The following is a 21,204-nucleotide window of genomic DNA, read 5'->3' on the forward strand; positions in this document are numbered from 1 at the left end:
ATTCAGCGTTCAACAAAATTTGTCTTGGCGCAATAAGCGTATCGCGCCACCATGAATTTGAAGAGAGAGAGATCTTTATTGGTAGCTCTGCGACATTTTATCTGCTGCATAATCTTCGTTTTAATCGATTTCGATTTGAGGATGAATGCGATAGCCTGATGTCAGAAATATTCGAATCACGACATGCCCTTGAGGGCGGAACCGGGACATCGAGCATTAGAAATCATCGCATGGTTGAAAGCGGCAGGGGTAGGAATTGCATGAAGGAATTCGGCACCGGATCGGAAGACGCGCCAACAAGCCAAGCAGCAATGACGCGGCGTATGCTTCTGTCAGGCATGGCAGCCACACTGACCGCACCGTCTTTCGCGCAGGCCTTCGACATTCCAACCGAGCCACGCCTGCTGCACCATGACTATATGAAAATGCGCGAGCGCTTTCGCACCCGGCTGCTGCAAAAAGGCCCCGCCCCCGACAAATATGAGCCCTTGACCGCACCTGCGGGCGCCAACCGGATTTTCTACCGCTCCGGGCGTGGCGGTGAACTGACCCTGGCCGCCTGGGTGTCCACCTATAAACGTGAGCGCAAGCTGAAGCCCGCCGTGCTGTTCCTGCATGGCGGCAATGCCATGGGAGCTGGCCAGTGGGAGCCGCTGAAAGCCTATGCGGACGCTGGCTATGTGGTGATGATGCCCTCCATGCGTGGTGAAAACGGCCAGATGGGCATTTTCTCCGGTTTCTACGATGAAGTGGATGATGTGCTGGCGGCAGCCGACCGGCTCTCCCACCTGCCCGGCGTCGACCGCGAGCGGGTGTTTCTGGCCGGTCACAGCATCGGTGGCACGCTGGCCATGCTGGCCGCGATGAGCACCCACCGCTTCCGCGCCGCCGTGCCAATTTCCGGCAATCCCAACGCCTTCCGGTTTTTCAAGCGCTACCCCGAGGATATTCGCTTCGACGACAGCCGCCCGCATGAATTCGAGGTGCGCAGCGCGGTCTGCTACGCCCATAGCTTCAAATGTCCGATAAAGCTGCTGCATGCCGAAACCGAAACCAGTTTCGAAGACAACGCCGCCCTGCTGCTAAAGCGCGCCCGGGCCGCCAACGCGATCATCTCCTCGCAAGAGGTGGAAGGCAATCACACCAGTGAAATCCCCCATGCGGTGGACGCCAGCATGCAGTTTTTCCATCAAGTCGCGGCATAATCGCTTGAACTTTAGGGAGAGGGACTGACGTCCACTCTCCCTTGACGTCTCAAAGAAACGAACACGCCGAATTTCTCTGCCACACAATACCATGGCAGTTTCGGCCTCGCTTTGAATATTCTCTAAATATTGCGTCAGATCAATCTGCAATAACGATCGCAGAATGGCCGCAGTGTGCCTAAAGGCACAGACACGGCCGACCGAAAAAGTAAGATTCACGATAGCGCCGCGCATTCTATGGACCGCGCAAAACACGCTATAACACTTTAAATATTCTGCACCAATTCTCCGTAATAGATTCCGTTACATGCGGAGACAAACCATCCAAAGGAGAACTTTAATGCCCGTTCTTGAAAATTATCCAGTCTATCAGCAAGCCGAGGCGACATCGTGCTGGGCCTGTGCAGGGCGCTCAATTTCCAACTATCTCGTTGCTCCTGGCGCTCCATTTGCTTCTGACCAAGCCTTTGCAACAGCATGGTTTCAAGTAACGTACGACCCTGTAAACGCTGAGATCTCAACTATGCAGTCTGCAAGTGCGGCTCTCATAGACCTGGGGGTCCCCAATAACACCGATGGAGCACCGCTTCCCACTATTGAGGAGATCGTAGAGCAAATAGAGCGGCAACGCCCAATGTTGACAATTATTGGCGACGACAATCCTGATGGCGAACCCAACATTGAATATCAAGACGGGCATTGGATGGTTATCGTGGGCGCAGACCAAGCCGCCAGCACAATCACTGTGTTCGATCCTGCCACCGGCACCCTCGCAACTGTTGCATACAATGCTTCACGATATCTCGGGTACCAAACGGGTAATTTTTGGCAAAACACATCCTACATCGGCGAGGAATGAGACGCTGTTCGAGATAGCGGTCTTTATCCTTTCCGTTCAATAGCTTTACGCGCGCGACAACAGACCTGGGAACACGATCAATTGACGATCCACCGCTTCTCATGAACATTGCAAGAGAATCGGATTACCAATCCCTGCGCCCCATCGCCACATCCTGCCCTCGCCCGTTGCCTCCCGCCGCCAAACCCGGCAAAAGGAAACAGGACAGTTGAGGGCAGGACGTGAGCGACGAAAAAACCATCACGCTTTATGAAGCGATTGGCGGCGATGCGACGGTGAAGGCGTTGGTGGCGCGGTTTTACCAGTTGATGGACACGCTGCCGGAGGCGGCACGCTGCCGGGCCATTCATCCGGCTGATCTCACCGAAAGCGAAGAGAAGTTTTACGATTACCTCACCGGCTATCTCGGCGGGCCGCCTGTCTATATGCAAAAACGTGGTCATCCCATGCTGCGGCGTCGGCACTTTGTCGCGGAAATCGGACCGTTGGAGCGGGATGAGTGGTTATTGTGTTTTCGCCGCGCCATGGACGAGACCATTGCCCATGAGAAGCTGCGCGAGATCATCTGGGCGCCCATCGAAAAGCTTGCCCATCACATGCAGAACAAGGAATAGCGGCATGAGCCTACGCGCATTGAGACCTCTCCTGCTAATCTTGTCCGGCCTGTTCGGTGCCTGCGGCGTCGGGCTGGCGGCAGCGGCGGCGCATGTGACGGGGGCTGGCAATCTGCTCGGCCCCGCCTCCTCGATTGCGCTCACCCATGCCCCCGCCTTGCTGGGGCTTTATCTGGCCGGTGACAGGATCCGTACCGCCACGCTCTCCGGCCTGGTGATCGGCCTTGGCGTGCTGCTGTTTGCCGGTGATCTCGCGGTCAAGCAATGGACTGGCCAAAGCCTGTTTCCCATGGCCGCCCCAACGGGCGGTATTGCGATGATGGTGGGTTGGACGCTGCTGGCGCTCGGCGCGTTTTTACCGCGCGCCTGATCAGCTGTTGCGGCGCGCCGCGTTGCGGTGCCATTGCGGCGGCGGAAAATCGATGACCTCGGCTGACACCGCGTCGCGCCGCAACCCTTGAGCCAAATGCTGGGTGCGCGAAACGGGTCGTTCATGCAGGCCCGGCAGCCGGATGATCTCTGCCATCGCGGCCTGTCGCTCCCGGCCATCCTGCTGCCGCTCGTAGAGAGCGCCGATCAGTCCCTCCCCCGCCTGGTCGCCAAGCTTGTGCAGCTCAATCATCAGGCTTCCGTCACTGCCGTCATGCATGAAATATGTCCCTCAATTGCTGTCAGAGCGGTCGTTCAACGTCTGAAGCGCCCGTTCCAGGCTGGATTTCGAGCCATTACGCAGCGGAATGAAGGTCTTGCCGAATTTCTTGCAGCCGCTCTTCACCCGCAGACACGCATCATGGCTGATACAGTCGATCGGGCAGAACACGCAGTCCACCGAGGGCAAAACGGTGTCGATGCGCGAAACGGCTTCCCTCAATCCACCATCATGGTGGATCAGTTCAGCGCCGAAATTCGTGGCGATCTGGCGCAGATGCGCAACCTGGCAATCGCGCCCGCCGACATAGAGGAAGCTCTTGATATCTGCCTGGCCGCCTTTGTCATCAACCGGGGCAGCCGTTACAGCCCGCTTATCCGTCTGCTTCTTCTTTTTCGGCGCATTGTGTTTTGCCATGGACCGTCTCCTGTGTATGGCGGCGGCGTCTTGCCATCCTCGTGTGTGTTGCAACCACACTACAAAACATGAGTAAAAGAGTAAAGTATATAGTGGAGAATTTTCATCATGTTTTATCGTTGAGCATGAAGGTCGATACACAGCATCAGAACTCCAGTAAAATCTTTCAATATCAGTGCGTTAAACAATTTGCGGCATTGCGGCATATTCCAATTTTTACCGTTTGATAAATTTTTTATCCTGCGTTACGATTTTCCCAATCGCTTCGAACAAAAAAGAGGGAACTGCGATGCGAAAACTGGAACCGGGCCTGAAGGCCGGGCGGCTTGACGCTGCCGATTATGTGAAAAACTTCTCCGATCTGCATCCGCGCCTGGGCGACCATGAAGCGTTGGTTGCCTCTGACCGCTGCTATTTCTGTTATGACGCGCCCTGCATGACGGCCTGTCCGACTTCAATCGACATTCCGCTGTTCATCCGCCAGATTTCGACCGGCAATCCGACCGGATCGGCCAAGACGATTTTTGACCAGAATATTCTTGGCGGCATGTGCGCCCGCGTCTGTCCCACCGAACAGCTCTGCGAAGAGGCCTGTGTACGCAACACGGCGGAAGAACGCCCGGTGGAAATCGGTCGTTTGCAGCGTTATGCGACAGATCTGGCCATTGAACATGGCCACCAGTTCTACACAGCCGCGGCCTCGACCGGAAAGACCATTGCCGTGGTGGGCGCCGGTCCGGCCGGTCTTGCCTGCGCGCATCGGCTGGCCATGCATGGCCATTCCGTCACCATCTATGACACCCGCCCCAAGGCGGGCGGCCTAAACGAATACGGCATTGCCGCCTACAAGACCACCGATGACTATGCCCAGGCGGAAGTGGATTACATTCTGTCGATCGGCAATATCGATGTGCTGCATGGCCAGATGCTGGGCCGCGACTTCACCCTTGCCGAGTTGAAGGCCAAGTTCGATGCGGTGTTTCTCGGCACCGGCCTTGGCAATGTCAACATGCTGACCATTCCCGGTGCCGACACCAATGGTGTGATGGATGCGGTGGAGTTCATTGCCCATCTGCGCCAGGCAGACGCCAAGAGCGATGTGCCTGTAGGACGCGATGTCGTCGTCATCGGCGGCGGCATGACCGCCATCGATGCGGGTGTGCAGGCCAAGCTGCTGGGTGCGGAAAACGTCACCATCTGCTACCGCCGTGGCAAGGAACATATGAACGCCTCGGATTACGAGCAGGATCTTGCCGCCTCCAAGGGCGTGCAGATCCGCCATTGGCTCCAGCCGAAAGAGGTGGCGCATCACGGCGGCCATGTCGCTTCGATCAGTTTTGAATATACCCATCTGGAAAACGGGTTGATGAAGGGCACCGGCCATACCACCGAAATCAAGGCCGATCAGATCCTCGTCGCCATCGGCCAGAAGCTCGACCCGGAAGGCCAGGACAGCCTTACCATGCAAGGCGGCAAGATCGCTGTGGATGCAGAGGGGCGCACATCGCTTCCCGGCGTCTGGGCGGGCGGTGACTGCGCCTTCGGCGGCCAGGACCTGACGGTCTCTGCCGTTGCCATGGGCCGCGACGCGGCTGAAAGCATCAACCTGACGCTTGCTGCGGACGCCTCCGGCGTCAGCGCCGTCGCCTGAGCCGGAGGGATTGAACCATGGCTGATATCAGAAATAATTTCGTTGGCATCAAATCGCCCAACCCCTTCTGGCTGGCCTCTGCGCCGCCGACCGACAAGGCCTATAATGTCGAGCGCGCCTTCAAGGCGGGCTGGGGCGGCGTGGTGTGGAAAACCCTCGGCTCGGAAGGCCCGCCGGTCGTCAATGTCAATGGTCCGCGCTACGGGGCCATCTGGGGGGCGGACCGCCGCCTGCTGGGTCTCAACAATATCGAACTGATCACCGACCGGCCCTTGCAGGTCAATCTTCAAGAAATGAAGATGGTCAAGATGAACTGGCCGGATCGCGCCCTGATCGCTTCGATCATGGTGCCCTGCGAGGAGGAAGAGTGGAAGGCCATCCTGCCGCTGGTGGAAGAAACCGGGGCAGACGGCATCGAGCTGAATTTCGGCTGTCCGCATGGCATGTCGGAACGCGGCATGGGGGCTGCCGTCGGCCAGGTGCCGGAATATATCGAAATGGTGGTGCGCTGGTGCAAGCAATATAGCCGCATGCCTGTGATCACCAAGCTGACACCGAACATTACCGATATCCGCAAACCCGCCCGCGCTGCCAAGGCTGGCGGCACCGATGCGGTCTCGCTGATCAACACCATCAATTCCATCGTCTCGGTCGATCTCGACAGCTTTGCCCCCAATCCCAGCGTTGGCGGTAAGGGCAGCCATGGCGGCTATTGCGGCCCGGCGGTCAAGCCGATTGCGCTGAACATGGTGGCGGAAATCGCCCGCGATCCGGAAACCTATGGCCTGCCGATCTCAGGCATTGGCGGCATCACCACCTGGCGCGATGCGGCAGAGTTTTTGGCGCTCGGCGCTGGCAATGTGCAGGTCTGCACCGCCGCCATGACCTATGGCTTCAAGATCGTTGAGGAAATGATCACGGGCCTGTCCGACTGGATGGATGCCAAGGGCCATCGGAGCCTGGACGACATCTGCGGTCGCGCCGTGCCTAATGTCACCGACTGGCAATATCTAAACCTCAACTATATCGCCAAGGCGCAGATCGATCAGGATGCCTGCATCAAATGTGGCCGCTGTCACATCGCCTGCGAGGACACGTCCCATCAGGCGATTACCAACATTGTCGATGGTGCCCGCAAGTTCGAGGTGATGGAAGACGAATGCGTTGGCTGCAATCTCTGCGTCAATGTCTGTCCGGTCGAAAACTGCATCACCATGGTCGGGCTGGAGCCCGGCACGCTGGACCAGCGCACCGGCAAGCCGGTCGATCCGAACTACGCCAACTGGACGACCCATCCCAACAATCCGATGGCGGTGCAGGCAGCGGAATAAGTCCAGCCGTCATCGCGGTGACGCCGGACTTCCCTTTTATCAATATATCAAAGCCTTAAATTGGCAGCGAGTGAGAGTCGGTCGGGTTCAGATTGAACCAGCCAGACTGTCACTCGCTTTTTTCGTTTGTCTTTTCGGGTTTCCACGCATTTTAGAACGAAAATGATCAGGAGTGGCCTGAATTGCATTGTATTTTTAAATATTAGAAATATACAAATAAAACAAGGCCGGTGAAACTTGGTGGGAAAATTCAGGAATTCTCAATTCTTTCATGAACTGATGCCGTCGTTATGTCATCGCTTGTCTGACGACAATATCCAAACAGCGCATTGCACCCCTATCGTGGAGCGCGCTTCATCCAGATAACGTGACAAACCACACGTCAACTATAACGCATGAAATCCTGCTTTTATCTATTGATGGTTGAAGAATTTCACTCAAAAAATCCAGAACATTTGAGATAACACTCAATAAAATCATTAATTTAAATTTTTGATGTTTTTCTTTCATCTAAGACATACCGCTAGAGTCGATTGAAGAATGAAGAAATTTTTGTAATGCAATATTTTTTACACCAAGAAGGGAATTTCGGAGAATTACTTTGCAATGAAATGACCGAACCTGCATAAGTATCTCTGCATAAGAAGAGAGATCTATCCAGATCATCCAAAATGGGCGAAGCGATTGGGTTCAATCTTCGAAATGAATACTGCATCCTACGCGCTACCGAGCGCGACAGCATCTGACGGAGAATTTGGATCGATGCTCGGAAAAATCTAAGGCGAAAACAACAGGATCGAAAGTCCGGCAGGTGACATAGGAGCCTGGCAGACTCTAAAGAGCAGGACCGAAACATCGATATATCTGCACGTTGAAGAGTTTGATGATGATCATTTCTGCCTGGGCCGGTAACATTGCGGGAAGTGTCAGGAAGCTCGCCAGCTTCTACTGGCCCGCTCTGATTGTTTGCGCTGCGGTTTTCATCACTATTTTTGCAATCGAAAGCCAGAATCGCAAAGCTTACCTGGAAGACAGGAAGGCCGCGATTTCCGACAAACTCAGCCCCGTGCGCGCCCGGCTGGAAGGCAATATCAAAGCCGACATCAAGATGCTCCAGGGTCTGCTTGCCGTGCTTGAAACCGAACCGGAGATGAGCCAGGCCCGGTTTTCCGCCATTGGCCGGCGATTTTTCTCCAGGCCTGTCCGGCTACGCTCAATCAGTCTTTCCTTCGACATGCGGACAAGGCTGACCTATCCGTTCATTCTCAACCAGCTTGGGCATGACTTCACCGCCAACCCGCAAGAGCAAAAAGCCGCCTTGCAGGCCGAGCACAGCAATATATATGTCATCACAGAACCGATGAACCTGCCGACAACAGGCAATAGTCTCGTTATCTTTTACCCCATCGCGTCGTCGAGCCTGAACGAACCGGCCAGCCCGTTACAGGACTTGCCCGACCAGCCAATGTCGCAGGACAAGCCGCTCACCCGTGGTCTGCTGCGCGGCACCGTCGATGTGGAGCGACTGTTTCGTGAAAGCGGCCTCTATGACCTCGATCTGAATGTCGCGCTTTACGCAGGCTCCGATACGCAAAACGCGGCAAAAACCGCCTTTTTCGGCGATCCCGCACTGATCGACGCCAGCGCGGTGCGCATGGAGGTCAGCATTGGCGTCCAGACCTGGGTGCTGGCGGCAGCGCCCAAGGGCGGGTGGCAACAACCCGCCAACGAAATCTGGTTCCGTCAATTGGTAATGTTCATCCTGGCGCTGGCAATCATCACGCCTTTCCTGTGGGTCGCGCATCTGCTGATGGAACGGCAGGCCAATATTGCCGAGCTCAACGATCAGGAACGCGAACTGCGCACCCTGTCACAACGATTGCAAATCGCGCTCGACGCCTCGCAAATCGGCGTGTGGGAAATGGATATCGGCAGCCTGGCCCTGACCTGGGACAATCGCATGCGCCAGCTCTACGATTGCGACCCCTCCCGTCCGATTGAAACCCGCGAGGACTGGAGCAACTGTCTTCATCCGGAGGACCGGGAAAGCGCCACTCACGCTCTGGCCTCGGCCATCCGCACCGGCTCCACTTACTCGACCGAGTTCCGTATTCTGGATCGCAGCGGCCAGATACGCCATATCCGCTCCTTCGGCTCGATCTATCGCGATGCCGATTTTCGCAAGAAGATCGTCGGCGTGAACTGGAACATCACTGCGGATGTCAAACTGCATGAAGCCCTGCACGATGCCAAAACCGCGCTTGAGGCCCAGAACCACGAACTGGAAAACGCCCGGCAGATCATGGAACATACGTCCCTGCACGATCCCCTGACCGGACTTGCAAACCGACGCTTCCTCGACCGGCATCTAGCCGACATCGAAGACCTCAGGGGTAGCGGCAAATCTGTCGCTTTGCTGCATATCGATCTCGACAGGTTCAAGGAGATCAACGACACGCTGGGCCACGCGGCGGGTGACGCCATGCTGCGCCATGCCGCCAGCCAGATCAATGCCCATATTTCCCCCGGCGATTTTGCCGCGCGCATCGGCGGCGACGAATTCGTGGTGGTCAAGCACAACGAGAGCAGCCAGGCCGCAGCCCGCAGCCTTGGCGAAACCCTGATCGATGCCATCAACCAGCCAATCCATTGGGAGGGCCAGGAATGCCGTGTCAGCGCCAGCATCGGCATCGCCCAATCCTGCAACAGCCACCCGCATCTGGAACAGGCCTTGATCAATGCCGATATCGCGCTTTATGAGGCAAAACGGCGCGGCAAAAACCGGCTGGAATTCTTTTCCGACACGTTGAAGGAAGCGACCCTTTCCACCAAGCGCACCGCCGACGCCATTCTGCGCTCACTGGCCGATCACGATTTTATCCCCTATTTCCAGCCGCAATTTAACGCGCACACCATGCAGATCACCGGTGTCGAGGCGCTGGCGCGCTGGCAACATCCGCAGCTTGGCCTGTTGCCGCCCATCGCCTTCCTCTCAGTGGCCGAAAGCCTGAACGTCGTGGCGGCCATCGACAACAGCATTCTGGAACAATCGCTTGCCGAGGCCCGGCGCTGGCAGGAGCATGGGCTGGACACGCCGCATGTCTCCGTCAATATCTCCGCCCAGAGACTGTTCGACGACGGACTTGTCGCCCATCTGCGCGATACGCCGCTTCCCGCTGGCGGCCTTGCCTTTGAGCTGCTGGAATCGATCTCCTTCGACGACAAGGCCGAGGCGGCGGCCACTGCCATCAGCCAAATCAAGATCCTCGGCATCGATATCGAGATCGATGATTTCGGCACCGGCTATTCCTCGATCCTCAGCCTTTTGAAGCTCTCGCCCCGACGGTTGAAAATCGACAGGCAATTGACCCAGCCGATCATCGAGAGCAAGCAACAGCGACGGCTGATCGGCTCCATCGTCGAAATTGGTCGCTCGCTTGGCATTGAAATCATCGCCGAAGGTGTGGAGACCAAGCAACATGCCGAAATTCTGCGGGATCTCGGCTGTCATACCTTGCAGGGCTACGGCCTGGCCCGCCCCATGAACGGCGACGACCTGTTCGCGCTTTTGAAGCGCCGATCTCTCGACCGCAAACAGGATGCCATCGCGCTCTGATGCTTTTTGAAATGCCTTATTTTTGAACGAAAAAGGGGTCGCCTCGCTTTGCCCTGCATCGTATAGAGAGCCTTGGCGCGACATGCGCGGCCGCCGTTTTGCCTATCATTTCACAAAGACCCAATCCGTGACAGCATCGCCGATTTCCCCCTTGCCTGAAAAAGACAATATAAGAGACAGGCATAACAGCCATGCCCGTGGCCGCGAGAAACTGAAGGCCCATCTGGCCGTTCTGCTGTTTGCCGTGTTGCTCGCCACCTCCTTTTCATTTGGTGGCATGGCGACCCACATGATCGATCCGATTGCGGTCCAGGCTCTGCGCTATATCGTTACCATCATCATCACCGCTTTCCTGTGCTTCCGCATCAAGCGCTATCCGGTGGAGGCGCCGCGTCGCCCGGTCCGCTTCGTGATTATCGGTGCGCTGATGGCTACCTATATGATCAGCATGTTCATTGCCCTGCAATTTACCGCCCCTGTGGCGACCGGGGCGATTTTCACGATGATGCCGCTGATGAGCGCAGGCTTCGCCTGGCTATTGATGCGCCAGAAAACCCGAGGCCGGGTGATGGTCAGCCTAGTGATTGCCGCCATCGGGGCGATCTGGGTGATCTTTCGCGGCGATGTGCAGGCGCTGATCCATTTCGACATCGGCAAGGGCGAGTTGATCTATCTCGTCGGCGTGACCGCGCATGCGATTTACGTGCCGCTGCTGCGCAAATTCAACGAGAACGAACCGGCGCTGATCTTCCTGCTGTGGTCGGCGGTGGGGACGCTCGCCTTCATTCTGGTGCCGGGCCTGCCCCGGCTGATCGCCCTCGATTATGCCTCGATCTCCTGGCTTGGCTGGGGTCTGGTGCTCTATCTGGCTATCGTGACGACGCTGATTACCTTCCTTCTGCTGCAATATGCCTCACAGCGCCTGCCCGCCCCCAAGGTGCTGGCCTATAGCTACCTAACGCCAAGCTTCATCATTCTGCTGGAAGGCGCCATGGGCCATGGCTGGGCGCCGGTGGCCGTATTTGCCGGGGCGCTGATCACAGCCGCCGGACTTCTCGCCATGGCCCTGCTGCCGGATTGATCCGGCCTTGCGTTCACATTCCCGGCTGTAAACCGCGCAGAAAAAGCCCTTCCAGAAACCGCGCGGCATTCTCGAACCGCTCGTCTTCCGCCGTCCCCGCGCCCAGCACGGCACGCACCTGCACGTCGAAATCAGCGTAATGCTGGGTGGTGGACCAGATTGAAAAAATCAGGTGATAGGGGTCGCAGGCGACAAGCTTGCCCGCCATGATCCAGCTGCGAATGACCCCGGCCTTCTCATCGACCAGATCTTTCAACGGCCCTTTCAGCACATCCTCGATAATGGGCGCGCCCTGGAGCACTTCATTGGCAAACAGCCGGCTTTCGCGCGGAAAATCGCGGGCCATTTCCAGTTTGCGGCGGATATAGCTGCGGATTTCCTCCTGCGGATCGCCCTCGGCATCGAAAGCGCGCAACGGCTCCAGCCACGTCTCCAGCAGCCGGTCCATTAAAAGCCGGTGCATCGCCTCCTTGGTGCGGAAATAATAGAGCAGATTGGGTTTCGACATGCCCGCCACCTCGGCGATCTGGTCGATGGTCGAGCCGCGAAAGCCGCGCATGGAAAACACGTCCAGCGCCGCTTGCAAGATGACCTCCTCCTTTTCTTCCTGAATCCGCGTCCGCCTCTGCGTCCTTGATGCCCTGGCAATCGCCATGCTCTCTCCCTGTCTTCCCCATGCCTGCCTGCGCCTTGCTGCTTCCAACCCTGCCCCGGAAGCAACCAGACGCGCCTCAAAAAAATAGGCGAAAGCTTTGACCGAATTTTTCGCGTTTTTCGGCTTGAGTGCTACGCCGGAAGTTGTAATGTTTACCAATCGGTCAAATATCAATCACTGCCCTCAGAAAGGCAATGGTTGAGACCGAAACAAAGGCTCAAAAATAACAAGAGCTAACAATGATGGGAACAGCGGTTTTCGATGGGCATCGAAATCCCTGCACAAATTAGGATTGATAAGATGACGGCTCACCCCGGTGCGAACCTGCGCGTAAATGCTGACCGGCTGTGGGACAGCCTGATGGACATGGCCAAGATTGGCCCCGGCATTGCTGGCGGCAACAACCGCCAGACATTGACCGACGAAGATGCGGAAGGCCGCGCCTTGTTCCAGACATGGTGCGAAGCAGCGGGCATGACCATGGGCGTGGACCAGATGGGTACGATGTTTGCCACCCGCCCCGGCACCGACCCGGATGCCCTGCCCGTTTATGTTGGTTCCCACCTCGACACCCAACCCACCGGCGGCAAATATGATGGCGTGTTGGGCGTGCTGGCAGCGCTGGAAGTGGTGCGCTCAATGAACGATCTTGGCGTCAAGACCAAGCACCCTGTCGTGGTCACCAACTGGGCCAATGAAGAAGGTGCGCGCTTTGCCCCGGCCATGCTGGCGTCTGGCGTGTTTGCTGGCATGCATACGCTGGATTACGCCTATTCGCGCAAAGACCCTGATGGCAAGACCTATGGCGATGAGCTGAAACGCATTGGCTGGCTGGGCGAGGAAGAAGTGGGTGCGCGCAAGATGCACGCCTATTTCGAATACCACATCGAGCAAGGGCCTATACTGGAGGCCGAGAACAAGCAAATCGGCGTTGTCACCCACTGTCAGGGACTGTGGTGGCTGGAATTTACGCTGACAGGCCGCGAGGCGCACACCGGCTCCACTCCTATGAACTTACGCGTCAACGCTGGCCTTGCCATGAGCCGGATCATTGAGATGGTGCAGAATGTGGCGATGAGCGAACAGCCGGGTGCTGTTGGCGGCGTTGGCCAAGTGTTCTTCTCGCCCAACTCGCGCAATGTGCTGCCGGGCAAGGTGGTGTTCACGGTCGATATTCGCACGCCGAGCCAGGAGAAGCTGGACCGGATGCGGGCGAAGATTGAAGCCGAAGCCGCAACAATCTGTGAAGCACTCGGCGTTGGCTGCTCAGTCGAAGCCGTTGGCCATTTCGACCCCGTCACCTTTGACCCCACACTGGTGGGCCGCGTGCGCGATGCCGCCGAGCGGTTGGGCTATAGCCATATGAACATCATTTCCGGTGCTGGCCACGATGCCTGCTGGGCGGCGCGTGTTGCGCCATCGACGATGATTATGTGTCCTTGCGTGGGTGGGCTTTCGCACAACGAGGCGGAAGAGATTTCCAAGGAGTGGGCATCGGCAGGCTGTGATGTGTTGTTGCATGCGGTGTTGGAGACGGCGGAGGTTGTGGGGTGATGGACAGCAGGATCGTTTTGATCTGCCGCCTACCCCCCTCTGCCCTGCCGGGCATCTCCCCCTCAAGGGGGGAGATCGATTCTGGGTTTGCCCCTTACACCTCTTTTTTGTCGCGCATCGGAGATCCCGACGCTTGAAGAAAAACAAGGCGTTTCCTCTATCCAATCTCCCCCCTTGAGGGGGAGATGGCTGGCAAGCCAGAGGGGGGTAAGCGGCAAATTGAAACGCTTGAATGGCAACCAAAACAAACACGGGTGAACACACATGAGCACAGTCATCAAAGGCGGCACCGTCGTCACCGCCGATCTCACCTACAAGGCCGATGTCAAAATCGAAGGTGGGATCATCACCGAAATCGGCCCCGATCTTTCCGCCGATACCGTGCTGGATGCCTCCGGCTGTTACATCATGCCGGGTGGCATTGATCCGCATGTGCATCTGGAAATGCCGTTTATGGGCACCTATTCCGCCGATGATTTTGAAAGCGGCACCCGTGCTGGTCTGGCTGGCGGCACCACTATGGTGGTGGATTTCTGTCTGCCCGATCCCGGCCAATCGCTGCTCGAAGCGCTGACCCGCTGGGACAATAAATCCACCCGCGCCAATTGCGATTATTCCTTCCACATGGCCATCACCTCATGGGATGAGCGCATTTTCAACGAAATGCAGACCATTGTGCAGGACAAGGGCATCAACACGTTCAAACACTTCATGGCCTATAAGGGGGCTTTGATGGTGAATGATGATGAGATGTTCGCCTCCTTCTCGCGCTGCGCCGAGCTGGGCGCGCTGCCGCTGGTGCATGCTGAAAATGGCGATGTCGTCGCCGCCATGTCGGCCAAGCTGTTGGCTGAGGGCAATGACGGGCCGGAAGCCCATGCCTATTCCCGCCCGGCTGAAGTCGAGGGTGAAGCCACCAACCGCGCCATCATGCTGGCCGATATGGCAGGTGTGCCGCTCTATGTGGTGCATACCTCTTGCGAGCAGGCACACGAGGCCATCCGCCGCGCCCGGCAAAAGGGCATGCGGGTCTATGGCGAGCCGCTGATTCAGCATCTGACGCTGGATGAGAGCGAATATTTCGACAAGGATTGGGACCACGCCGCCCGCCGGGTGATGTCGCCGCCGTTCCGCAACAAGCAGCATCAGGATAGCCTCTGGGCTGGCCTGCAATCCGGCTCGCTGTCGTGCGTTGCCACCGACCATTGCGCTTTTACCACCGAGCAGAAGCGGTTTGGCGTCGGCAATTTCACCAAAATCCCCAACGGCACCGGCGGCCTGGAAGATCGCCTGCCGATGCTGTGGACCTATGGCGTGGCCACGGGCCGTCTGACCATGAACGAATTCGTGGCCGTCACCTCCACCAACATCGCCAAAATCCTCAATATCTATCCGAAAAAGGGCGCGATCCTTGTGGGGGCCGATGCCGATATTGTGGTGTGGGACCCAAAACGCTCCAAGACCATCTCGGCCAGCAACCAGCAATCGGCCATTGATTACAATGTGTTCGAGGGCAAAACCGTCACCGGCCTGCCGCGCTTCACGCTGACCCGTGGTGTTGTGGCAATTGAGGAAAGCACCGTGAAAACCCAGGAAGGCCACGGCAAGTTTGTGAAGCGTGAGCCTTATCCGGCGGTGAGCAAGGCGCTGTCTACGTGGAAAGAGCTCGTCTCGCCGCGCAAGGTGGAGCGCACGGGCATTCCGGCGAGCGGGGTATGAGGGTGAACGCGCTCAGGATGGTGAGGGCTTATCTGGGCGCTGTGCTCGCAGGAGTGATCGCGCTCAACCTCACCCTCCTGCTCTTCCTGATCGCGAGAGACCTGGTGACGGCCATCGGCCACATGTCATTGGAAATCCTAAAGTATACATTGATACAGAACGGCATTACAGTCGCCTTTTCATTTGGATATTCTATGCCTATTACGGCCTTAATCGCGGCACCTTTTACGTTGCTATGCATAGTTCTTCTAGGGAAAACATGGGGATCAAGCCATAAGAACGCGATAATGCTAGGTATGTGCTGTCCAATTGTATCGACAACACTTTGCGCCCTCATCATGGGCATGCTGTCGATGGGCTCGAACGGTCCCGAGACAAACCCGTTCATGATCTATCTTTTAACCGCTCTTGCGCTCGGCGCCGCAGCCATCCCAAGCGGTGCCGTCGCCGGATCAGTTTTCTGGCGCCTGGGGTTGAGGCCGAAGGCTTCTTCAATCCAACCCGTTCTTCAAAATCAATGATGAGACATGGACGACCATCATGACAGAATCCCCCTACTCCGTCGTCTCAGCCAAAGACCTCTGTCTCACCTTCCAGACCAATGATGGACCAGTACATGCGCTGTCCAACGTGGATCTGGAGGTAAAAAAGGGTGATTTTGTTTCCTTCATCGGCCCATCCGGCTGCGGCAAGACCACGTTTTTGCGCGTCATTGCCGATCTGGAAAAGCACACATCCGGCACCATCACCGTCAACGGTATGACGCCTGACAATGCCCGCAAGGAACGCTCCTACGGCTATGTGTTTCAGGCGGCAGCGCTTTATCCGTGGCGCACCATTGAGCAAAACATTGCCCTGCCGCTGGAGATCATGGCCTATAGCCCGGATGAGAAGAAAAAGCGGATTGAGCAGACGCTGGAACTGGTCAATCTCGCAGGCTTTGGCAAGAAATTCCCCTGGCAGCTCTCCGGCGGCATGCAGCAGCGCGCTTCGATTGCCCGTGCGCTGGCCTTTGACGCCGACCTGTTGTTGATGGATGAACCATTTGGCGCGCTGGATGAAATTGTCCGCGATCATTTGAACGAGCAATTGCTGAAACTCTGGGATCGCACCAACAAAACCATCTGTTTTGTCACCCACTCGATTCCAGAGGCCGTTTATCTCTCCACTAAAATTGTGGTGATGAGCCCCCGGCCCGGTCGCGTCACCGATGTGATCTCCTCCACCCTGCCACGGGAGAGGCCGCTGGATATCAGAGAAAGCCCGGAGTTTCTGGCCATTGCCCATCGGGTGCGCGAAGGTTTGCGGGCGGGGCATAGTTATGAGGAATAGGCTGCTCCCCATTCTAACCGTCATCCTCGCCATCCTGATCATCTGGCACGTCTTCGTGGTCATCCTCAACGCGCCTTTTGTGCGTGATCAGGCTGCGCGGGCAGGAGAAGAGATCACCACCGCGCAAGTGATCGAGCAGACCTTCAATCAGGAACGCCCGGTCCTCCCCGCCCCACACCAGATTATTGCCGAGCTGTGGGACACCACCATCGCCAAACCAATTACCTCCAAGCGCAGCCTTGTGTATCACGCATGGATCACCCTATCGGCAACGCTTATGGGTTTTGGCATAGGCACAGCGCTCGGCATTCTGCTGGCCATTGCCATTGTCCATAACCGCGCCGTCGATAAATCGCTGATGCCGTGGGTGATTGCCAGCCAGACTATTCCGATAATTGCCGTAGCCCCGATGATTATTGTGGTGCTGAACGCTGTTGGCATTTCAGGCCTAATGCCGAAGGCGCTGATTTCCACCTATCTCTCCTTCTTTCCGGTGGTGGTGGGCATGGTCAAAGGCCTGCGCAGTCCCGATGCCATTCTGATTGATCTGATGCGCACCTATTACGCCAGTAACACCCAGACATTCTGGAAACTGCGCATGCCCGCCGCCATGCCCTATCTGTTTACTTCGCTGAAAGTGGCCATTGCGATTTCATTGGTGGGTGCGATTGTGGGGGAATTGCCGACGGGGGCGGTCGCGGGTCTCGGTGCGCGGCTGTTGTCCGGCTCTTACTATGGCCAAACAGTGCAAATTTGGGCAGCACTTTTCATGGCGGCGGGTTTGGCGGCGCTGTTGGTAGCCATCGTCGGGCTTGCCCACACCGCGGTGTTAAAACGCATGGGAGAGCGGGCATGAGTGGGTATCTGCTGTTTGCGCTGATCTTCTGGCTGGCCGCCTGGGGTGTGAATGAATGGCTGGTGCGCCAACACTTTGCCGCCCTGCCCGCCCAACGCGCTGCCAATATCACTGTTCCGCTGCTGTTTGGCATTACCTTGCTTGTTGTTTGGGAATGCGTGGTGCGCGGCTTTGACATCCCCTCCATTCTGCTGCCCGCCCCCAGCATGATCTGGACCCGGTTGATCCATTCCCTGCCCATCCTCTGGGCCGATTTTCAGCAGACTTTTTTGAAGTCGGTGCTATCAGGCTATATAGCGGGCTGCGGCCTTGGCTTTATCGTCGCCGTGTTGATTGATCGCTCACCGTTTTTGAAACAAGGCCTGTTGCCGATTGGCAATTTCGTCTCCGCCCTGCCCGTAGTGGGCGTAGCTCCGATTATGGTGATGTGGTTTGGGTTTGATTGGCCATCCAAAGTCGCGGTCGTTGTCATCATGACCTTCTTCCCCATGCTGGTAAACACCGTGCAGGGCCTGTCTGCGGCAAGTGCCATGGAGCGCGATTTGATGCGCACCTATGCCGCCAGTTGGTGGCAAACGCTGATCAAGCTCCGGCTTCCCGCCGCATGGCCGTTTATCTTCAATGCCTTGAAAATCAATTCCACGCTGGCGCTGATTGGCGCGATTGTGGCGGAGTTTTTCGGAACCCCCATCGTCGGCATGGGCTTTCGCATTTCCACCGAGGTTGGCCGCAGCAATGTGGATATGGTCTGGGCCGAAATCGCGGTGGCGGCGCTGGCGGGTTCTGTTTTCTATGGTTTGGTGGCGGTGGCCGAAAAAGCTGTCACCTTCTGGCATCCGTCTGTCCGTGGTGGGCAGTCTCGATAACACAAGAGAGGGAACGATAATGAAAAGCAAAATTGCTTCACTATTGATGGCTGGCACCGTGTCATTGCTGGCCGTGCAGGCCCATGCCGCCGATAAGCTGACCCTGCAATTGAAATGGGTGACGCAGGCGCAGTTTGCCGGCTATTACGTGGCCAAAGACAAGGGCTATTACAAGGAAGAAGGCCTTGATGTGGACATCAAGCCCGGCGGCCCAGACATTGCGCCCGCGCAAGTGCTGGCCGGTGGCGGTGCCGATGTGATTGTCGATTGGCTGCCATCCGCCTTGGCCACCCGCGAAAAAGGCGTGCCTCTGGTCAATATCGCCCAGCCGTTCAAACATTCGGGCATGATGCTGACCTGTCTGAAGGAAAGCGGCGTCAAGACGCCTGCCGATTTCAAGGGCAAGACGCTGGGCGTGTGGTTCTTCGGCAATGAATATCCGTTCCTGTCATGGATGGCGCATCTGGGCATCAAAGCCGATGGCAGTGCTGATGGCGTGAAGGTGCTGAAACAGGGTTTTAACGTTGATCCGCTGTTGCAAAAGCAGGCTGCCTGCATTTCCACCATGACCTATAATGAATATTGGCAGGTGATTGATGCGGGCATCAAGCCAGATCAGCTGATCACCTTTCCTTACGAAAAAGAAGGCGTCGCCACGCTGGAAGACGGCCTCTACGTGCTGGAACCCAAGCTGAAAGACCCAGCCTTCAAGGAAAAGATGGTCAAGTTCGTCCGCGCCTCGATGAAGGGCTGGAAATGGGCTGAAAAGAACCCGGACGAGGCAGCTGGTATCGTGCTGGACAACGACGCGTCCGGTGCCCAGACCGAAAAGCATCAGAAGCGGATGATGAGTGAAGTTGCCAAGCTGACGGAAGGTTCAAAGGGCGCGTTGGATGAGGCCGATTACAAGCGCACCGTGGCCACCCTGCTCGGCGGCGGTTCCGATCCTGTCATATCCAAGGAACCCGTGGGTGCTTATACCCATGAAATCACCGATGCCGCGCTGAAATAGTCAGATCAAACTTTCAATTTTATCGTGTATTCGCCGCCAGGGTTCTCATCCCGTTCCCTGGCGGCGGGGTTCCCAGAGGCTGACTGAGCGGCCCCGCTGAGCTTGTTCTAACCCTCTTATTTCATGGGATTTTCATATTGGCACAGGCCCGACTACCGCGTGCGGGCAAAACCGGGTTTACCACACAAGCCGATCCGCAATCAGGTCGAAGCCGCGCGCTTTCCTTTAACTATTATTGCAATGCAACCTCTTCGCTGCACCGGCTCTATCTGCGGCGGGATTGCGCTGCAACCGGCCCTGTCGTAACGTAACCCTATTAAAAACCCGGGTTTTCCGTTGATCGGCAAACCTGACATTGTATTTAAAGCCATTTCGATAATATTAGCGTATTGTGGGTTTTCCATAGATCCCCAGGGATTTGAATAGACATGTTTGAAATCGTATCGTCCCTGGTCACAGCGCGCCCCGGGAAAAAGGCTCGCGCCCACCCCGCCTTCGTCCGCAAGGCCGCGATCCGGCGTGATAAATCAGGCATTCGGAGGAGACCAGGGGTGACAGACAGTCGGGTTGGAACTTTGCGCGTCAGGCCAGTCATGCTCGTTCTGGCGCTGCTGCTATCGGTTAGCCAGGGCGGTTTTATACCTGCCGCGAACGCGCAATCTCCCGCACCCGCAGTCAGCACCGATGCCCAACTCCCGGCCATCGTCGTTGCCAAAGCCAGCACCCAGAGCCTGACCGACAAGGTGATCGGCACCGGAAGCATCAAGGCGGTAGAGGAAATTTACGTCCAGCCTGAAGTGGATGGAATAGCCATTCGCAATCTCCTGGCCGATGTCGGCGACAAGGTGAAGGCGGGTCAGGTCCTGGCAACGCTGGATGGCGACAGCCTGATCCTGCAAAAGGCGCAGTATGCCGCCAACCAGGCCAAGGCCGAGGCCTCTCTTGCCCAGTACAAGATCCAGTTGATCGATGCTCAGGCCAGTGCCGCAGAATCGGAGCGGCAATTGGCGCGAGGCCAGTCACTGGTCTCGGGCGGCACGATTTCTACCGCTCAGGTCCAGCAATATGAGACCTCCGCCATCAATGCCCGCAACAAGGTGGACAGCGCCCGCCAGTCCATCGCCATTGCCGAGGCCGAGTTGAAAGTGGTGATCAGCCAGGTCGCCGATCTCAATCTGAAACTGGCCCGTACCGATATCAAGGCGCCGTTCGGCGGGTTGATCACTGCGCGCAATGCTCGCATCGGCGCCATAGCTGCCGGTTCCGGCCAGCCGCTGTTCACCATTATCCGCGACAGCAAGATCGAGCTGGTGGCCGAAGTGTCCGAAAGCGATATGCAAAAAATGCGGGTCGGCCAACCGGCCGAAATCGCCATTGCCGGACAGGCCACACCGATCAGTGGCCATGTGCGGCTGATCTCTCCCGCCGTCAGCCCCACGACGAGGCTCGGTGAGGTGCATGTTCTGCTTGATGATAGCGATGCGGCCCGTCAGGGCATGTATGCCAGCGCCTTGATCACCATCACCTCCGCCTCGGGCATTGCCCTGCCTTTGTCTGCAATCGACAGCGGCAAGGCCGGGAGCTTTACCCGCGTCGTTGATAATGGCGTGGTCCGGCAGGTGAAAATCGAGACCGGCATTATCGAAAACGGCTTTATCCTGGTGACATCAGGCGTCAAGCCGGGCGATCTGGTGGTGCTGAAAGCTGGGGCTTTCGTGCGCGATGGCGACAAGGTCAGGCCGGTGCTTGAAACCGTGAGCCAGACCGGCGCAATATCCAACTGACGA

The 21,204-nt window shown here is 57.1% G+C and carries 19 protein-coding genes; 16 read left to right on the forward strand and 3 right to left on the reverse strand.

What is annotated here, in order from left to right:
* Positions 1 to 260 precede the first annotated feature (260 nt).
* The 4 genes from G6L01_RS11645 (at position 261) to G6L01_RS11660 (ending at position 3,048) form a co-directional block, all read left to right on the forward strand.
* Positions 261 to 1,205, forward strand: coding sequence for an alpha/beta hydrolase family protein (locus G6L01_RS11645; RefSeq protein ID WP_234891916.1), 945 nt, complete (start codon positions 261 to 263; stop codon positions 1,203 to 1,205).
* Positions 1,206 to 1,545: 340 nt separating this feature from the next.
* Entirely contained in the window at positions 1,546 to 2,064 is a 519-nt protein-coding gene (locus G6L01_RS11650) for a papain-like cysteine protease family protein (RefSeq protein ID WP_174089254.1), read from the forward strand.
* 221 nt (positions 2,065 to 2,285) lie between these two features.
* The gene (locus tag G6L01_RS11655; protein ID WP_070166534.1) at positions 2,286 to 2,678 is read left to right on the forward strand and encodes a globin domain-containing protein; all 393 of its coding nucleotides are present in this window, start codon (positions 2,286 to 2,288) and stop codon (positions 2,676 to 2,678) included.
* A 4-nt stretch (positions 2,679 to 2,682) separates the two neighbouring features.
* Positions 2,683 to 3,048, forward strand: coding sequence for a DUF423 domain-containing protein (locus tag G6L01_RS11660; RefSeq protein ID WP_070166535.1), 366 nt, complete (start codon positions 2,683 to 2,685; stop codon positions 3,046 to 3,048).
* Here the strand turns inward: G6L01_RS11660 and G6L01_RS11665 are convergent, their stop codons facing one another.
* A complete protein-coding gene (locus G6L01_RS11665; protein WP_070166536.1) occupies positions 3,049 to 3,327 on the reverse strand; it encodes a hypothetical protein in 279 nt (92 codons plus the stop codon).
* Positions 3,328 to 3,339: 12 nt separating this feature from the next.
* A complete protein-coding gene (locus G6L01_RS11670; RefSeq protein WP_015916881.1) occupies positions 3,340 to 3,744 on the reverse strand; it encodes a DUF2325 domain-containing protein in 405 nt (134 codons plus the stop codon).
* 289 nt (positions 3,745 to 4,033) lie between these two features.
* Between G6L01_RS11670 and G6L01_RS11675 the strand changes: the two genes are divergently transcribed.
* From G6L01_RS11675 to G6L01_RS11690, 4 genes are all read left to right on the forward strand, one after another.
* Positions 4,034 to 5,395, forward strand: coding sequence for an NAD(P)-dependent oxidoreductase (locus G6L01_RS11675; RefSeq protein ID WP_070166537.1), 1,362 nt, complete (start codon positions 4,034 to 4,036; stop codon positions 5,393 to 5,395).
* A 17-nt stretch (positions 5,396 to 5,412) separates the two neighbouring features.
* Positions 5,413 to 6,726 carry an NAD-dependent dihydropyrimidine dehydrogenase subunit PreA gene (preA, locus tag G6L01_RS11680; protein ID WP_070166538.1) on the forward strand — a complete coding sequence of 438 codons (1,314 nt, stop codon included), beginning with the start codon at positions 5,413 to 5,415 and terminating at the stop codon, positions 6,724 to 6,726.
* An 883-nt stretch (positions 6,727 to 7,609) separates the two neighbouring features.
* Entirely contained in the window at positions 7,610 to 10,342 is a 2,733-nt protein-coding gene (locus tag G6L01_RS11685; protein WP_156584160.1) for a bifunctional diguanylate cyclase/phosphodiesterase, read from the forward strand.
* Between the two features lie 82 nt (positions 10,343 to 10,424).
* Positions 10,425 to 11,423: a DMT family transporter gene (locus G6L01_RS11690; protein WP_156584161.1), complete on the forward strand. Its 999-nt coding sequence runs from the start codon at positions 10,425 to 10,427 to the stop codon at positions 11,421 to 11,423.
* A 13-nt stretch (positions 11,424 to 11,436) separates the two neighbouring features.
* Here the strand turns inward: G6L01_RS11690 and G6L01_RS11695 are convergent, their stop codons facing one another.
* The gene (locus G6L01_RS11695; RefSeq protein ID WP_070166539.1) at positions 11,437 to 12,078 is read right to left on the reverse strand and encodes a TetR family transcriptional regulator C-terminal domain-containing protein; all 642 of its coding nucleotides are present in this window, start codon (positions 12,076 to 12,078) and stop codon (positions 11,437 to 11,439) included.
* A 300-nt stretch (positions 12,079 to 12,378) separates the two neighbouring features.
* Between G6L01_RS11695 and G6L01_RS11700 the strand changes: the two genes are divergently transcribed.
* From G6L01_RS11700 to G6L01_RS11735, 8 genes are all read left to right on the forward strand, one after another.
* On the forward strand, positions 12,379 to 13,632 hold the full coding sequence (locus tag G6L01_RS11700) for a Zn-dependent hydrolase (protein WP_070166969.1): 1,254 nt from the start codon (positions 12,379 to 12,381) through the stop codon (positions 13,630 to 13,632).
* 264 nt (positions 13,633 to 13,896) lie between these two features.
* A complete protein-coding gene (gene hydA / locus G6L01_RS11705) occupies positions 13,897 to 15,351 on the forward strand; it encodes a dihydropyrimidinase (protein WP_070166540.1) in 1,455 nt (484 codons plus the stop codon).
* 2 nt (positions 15,352 to 15,353) lie between these two features.
* Positions 15,354 to 15,872 carry a hypothetical protein gene (locus G6L01_RS11710; protein WP_139190214.1) on the forward strand — a complete coding sequence of 173 codons (519 nt, stop codon included), beginning with the start codon at positions 15,354 to 15,356 and terminating at the stop codon, positions 15,870 to 15,872.
* Positions 15,873 to 15,891: 19 nt separating this feature from the next.
* The gene (locus tag G6L01_RS11715; RefSeq protein WP_070166542.1) at positions 15,892 to 16,683 is read left to right on the forward strand and encodes an ABC transporter ATP-binding protein; all 792 of its coding nucleotides are present in this window, start codon (positions 15,892 to 15,894) and stop codon (positions 16,681 to 16,683) included.
* Positions 16,673 to 17,539 (forward strand): ABC transporter permease, encoded by an 867-nt coding sequence (locus tag G6L01_RS11720; protein ID WP_070166543.1) that lies wholly within the window; start codon positions 16,673 to 16,675, stop codon positions 17,537 to 17,539. Before G6L01_RS11715 ends, G6L01_RS11720 begins: the two co-directional genes overlap by 11 nt.
* Positions 17,536 to 18,405, forward strand: a complete 870-nt coding sequence (locus G6L01_RS11725) for an ABC transporter permease (protein WP_070166544.1) — start codon at positions 17,536 to 17,538, stop codon at positions 18,403 to 18,405. Before G6L01_RS11720 ends, G6L01_RS11725 begins: the two co-directional genes overlap by 4 nt.
* Positions 18,406 to 18,424: 19 nt before the next feature.
* Positions 18,425 to 19,417, forward strand: a complete 993-nt coding sequence (locus G6L01_RS11730; protein ID WP_070166545.1) for an ABC transporter substrate-binding protein — start codon at positions 18,425 to 18,427, stop codon at positions 19,415 to 19,417.
* Between the two features lie 593 nt (positions 19,418 to 20,010).
* On the forward strand, positions 20,011 to 21,201 hold the full coding sequence (locus G6L01_RS11735) for an efflux RND transporter periplasmic adaptor subunit (RefSeq protein ID WP_070166546.1): 1,191 nt from the start codon (positions 20,011 to 20,013) through the stop codon (positions 21,199 to 21,201).
* Positions 21,202 to 21,204 lie beyond the last annotated feature (3 nt).

Origin of the sequence: Agrobacterium vitis, assembly GCF_013337045.2 — a bacterium.
GTDB lineage: Bacteria > Pseudomonadota > Alphaproteobacteria > Rhizobiales > Rhizobiaceae > Allorhizobium > Allorhizobium vitis_B.

What these genes read in the sequence shown, in the direction of transcription:
- G6L01_RS11685 (WP_156584160.1), top strand. Translation starts at nt 7,610, where the DNA reads ATGATGATCATTTCTGCCTGGGCCGGTAACATTGCGGGAAGTGTCAGG.
- G6L01_RS11690 (WP_156584161.1), top strand. Translation starts at nt 10,425, where the DNA reads ATGCGCGGCCGCCGTTTTGCCTATCATTTCACAAAGACCCAATCCGTG.
- G6L01_RS11675 (WP_070166537.1), top strand. Translation starts at nt 4,034, where the DNA reads ATGCGAAAACTGGAACCGGGCCTGAAGGCCGGGCGGCTTGACGCTGCC.
- G6L01_RS11650 (WP_174089254.1), top strand. Translation starts at nt 1,546, where the DNA reads ATGCCCGTTCTTGAAAATTATCCAGTCTATCAGCAAGCCGAGGCGACA.
- G6L01_RS11725 (WP_070166544.1), top strand. Translation starts at nt 17,536, where the DNA reads ATGAGTGGGTATCTGCTGTTTGCGCTGATCTTCTGGCTGGCCGCCTGG.
- G6L01_RS11720 (WP_070166543.1), top strand. Translation starts at nt 16,673, where the DNA reads ATGAGGAATAGGCTGCTCCCCATTCTAACCGTCATCCTCGCCATCCTG.
- G6L01_RS11715 (WP_070166542.1), top strand. Translation starts at nt 15,892, where the DNA reads ATGACAGAATCCCCCTACTCCGTCGTCTCAGCCAAAGACCTCTGTCTC.
- G6L01_RS11645 (WP_234891916.1), top strand. Translation starts at nt 261, where the DNA reads ATGAAGGAATTCGGCACCGGATCGGAAGACGCGCCAACAAGCCAAGCA.
- hydA (WP_070166540.1), top strand. Translation starts at nt 13,897, where the DNA reads ATGAGCACAGTCATCAAAGGCGGCACCGTCGTCACCGCCGATCTCACC.
- G6L01_RS11700 (WP_070166969.1), top strand. Translation starts at nt 12,379, where the DNA reads ATGACGGCTCACCCCGGTGCGAACCTGCGCGTAAATGCTGACCGGCTG.
- G6L01_RS11730 (WP_070166545.1), top strand. Translation starts at nt 18,425, where the DNA reads ATGAAAAGCAAAATTGCTTCACTATTGATGGCTGGCACCGTGTCATTG.
- G6L01_RS11735 (WP_070166546.1), top strand. Translation starts at nt 20,011, where the DNA reads ATGCTCGTTCTGGCGCTGCTGCTATCGGTTAGCCAGGGCGGTTTTATA.
- G6L01_RS11670 (WP_015916881.1), bottom strand. Translation starts at nt 3,744, where the DNA reads ATGGCAAAACACAATGCGCCGAAAAAGAAGAAGCAGACGGATAAGCGG.
- G6L01_RS11695 (WP_070166539.1), bottom strand. Translation starts at nt 12,078, where the DNA reads ATGGCGATTGCCAGGGCATCAAGGACGCAGAGGCGGACGCGGATTCAG.
- preA (WP_070166538.1), top strand. Translation starts at nt 5,413, where the DNA reads ATGGCTGATATCAGAAATAATTTCGTTGGCATCAAATCGCCCAACCCC.
- G6L01_RS11665 (WP_070166536.1), bottom strand. Translation starts at nt 3,327, where the DNA reads ATGCATGACGGCAGTGACGGAAGCCTGATGATTGAGCTGCACAAGCTT.
- G6L01_RS11660 (WP_070166535.1), top strand. Translation starts at nt 2,683, where the DNA reads ATGAGCCTACGCGCATTGAGACCTCTCCTGCTAATCTTGTCCGGCCTG.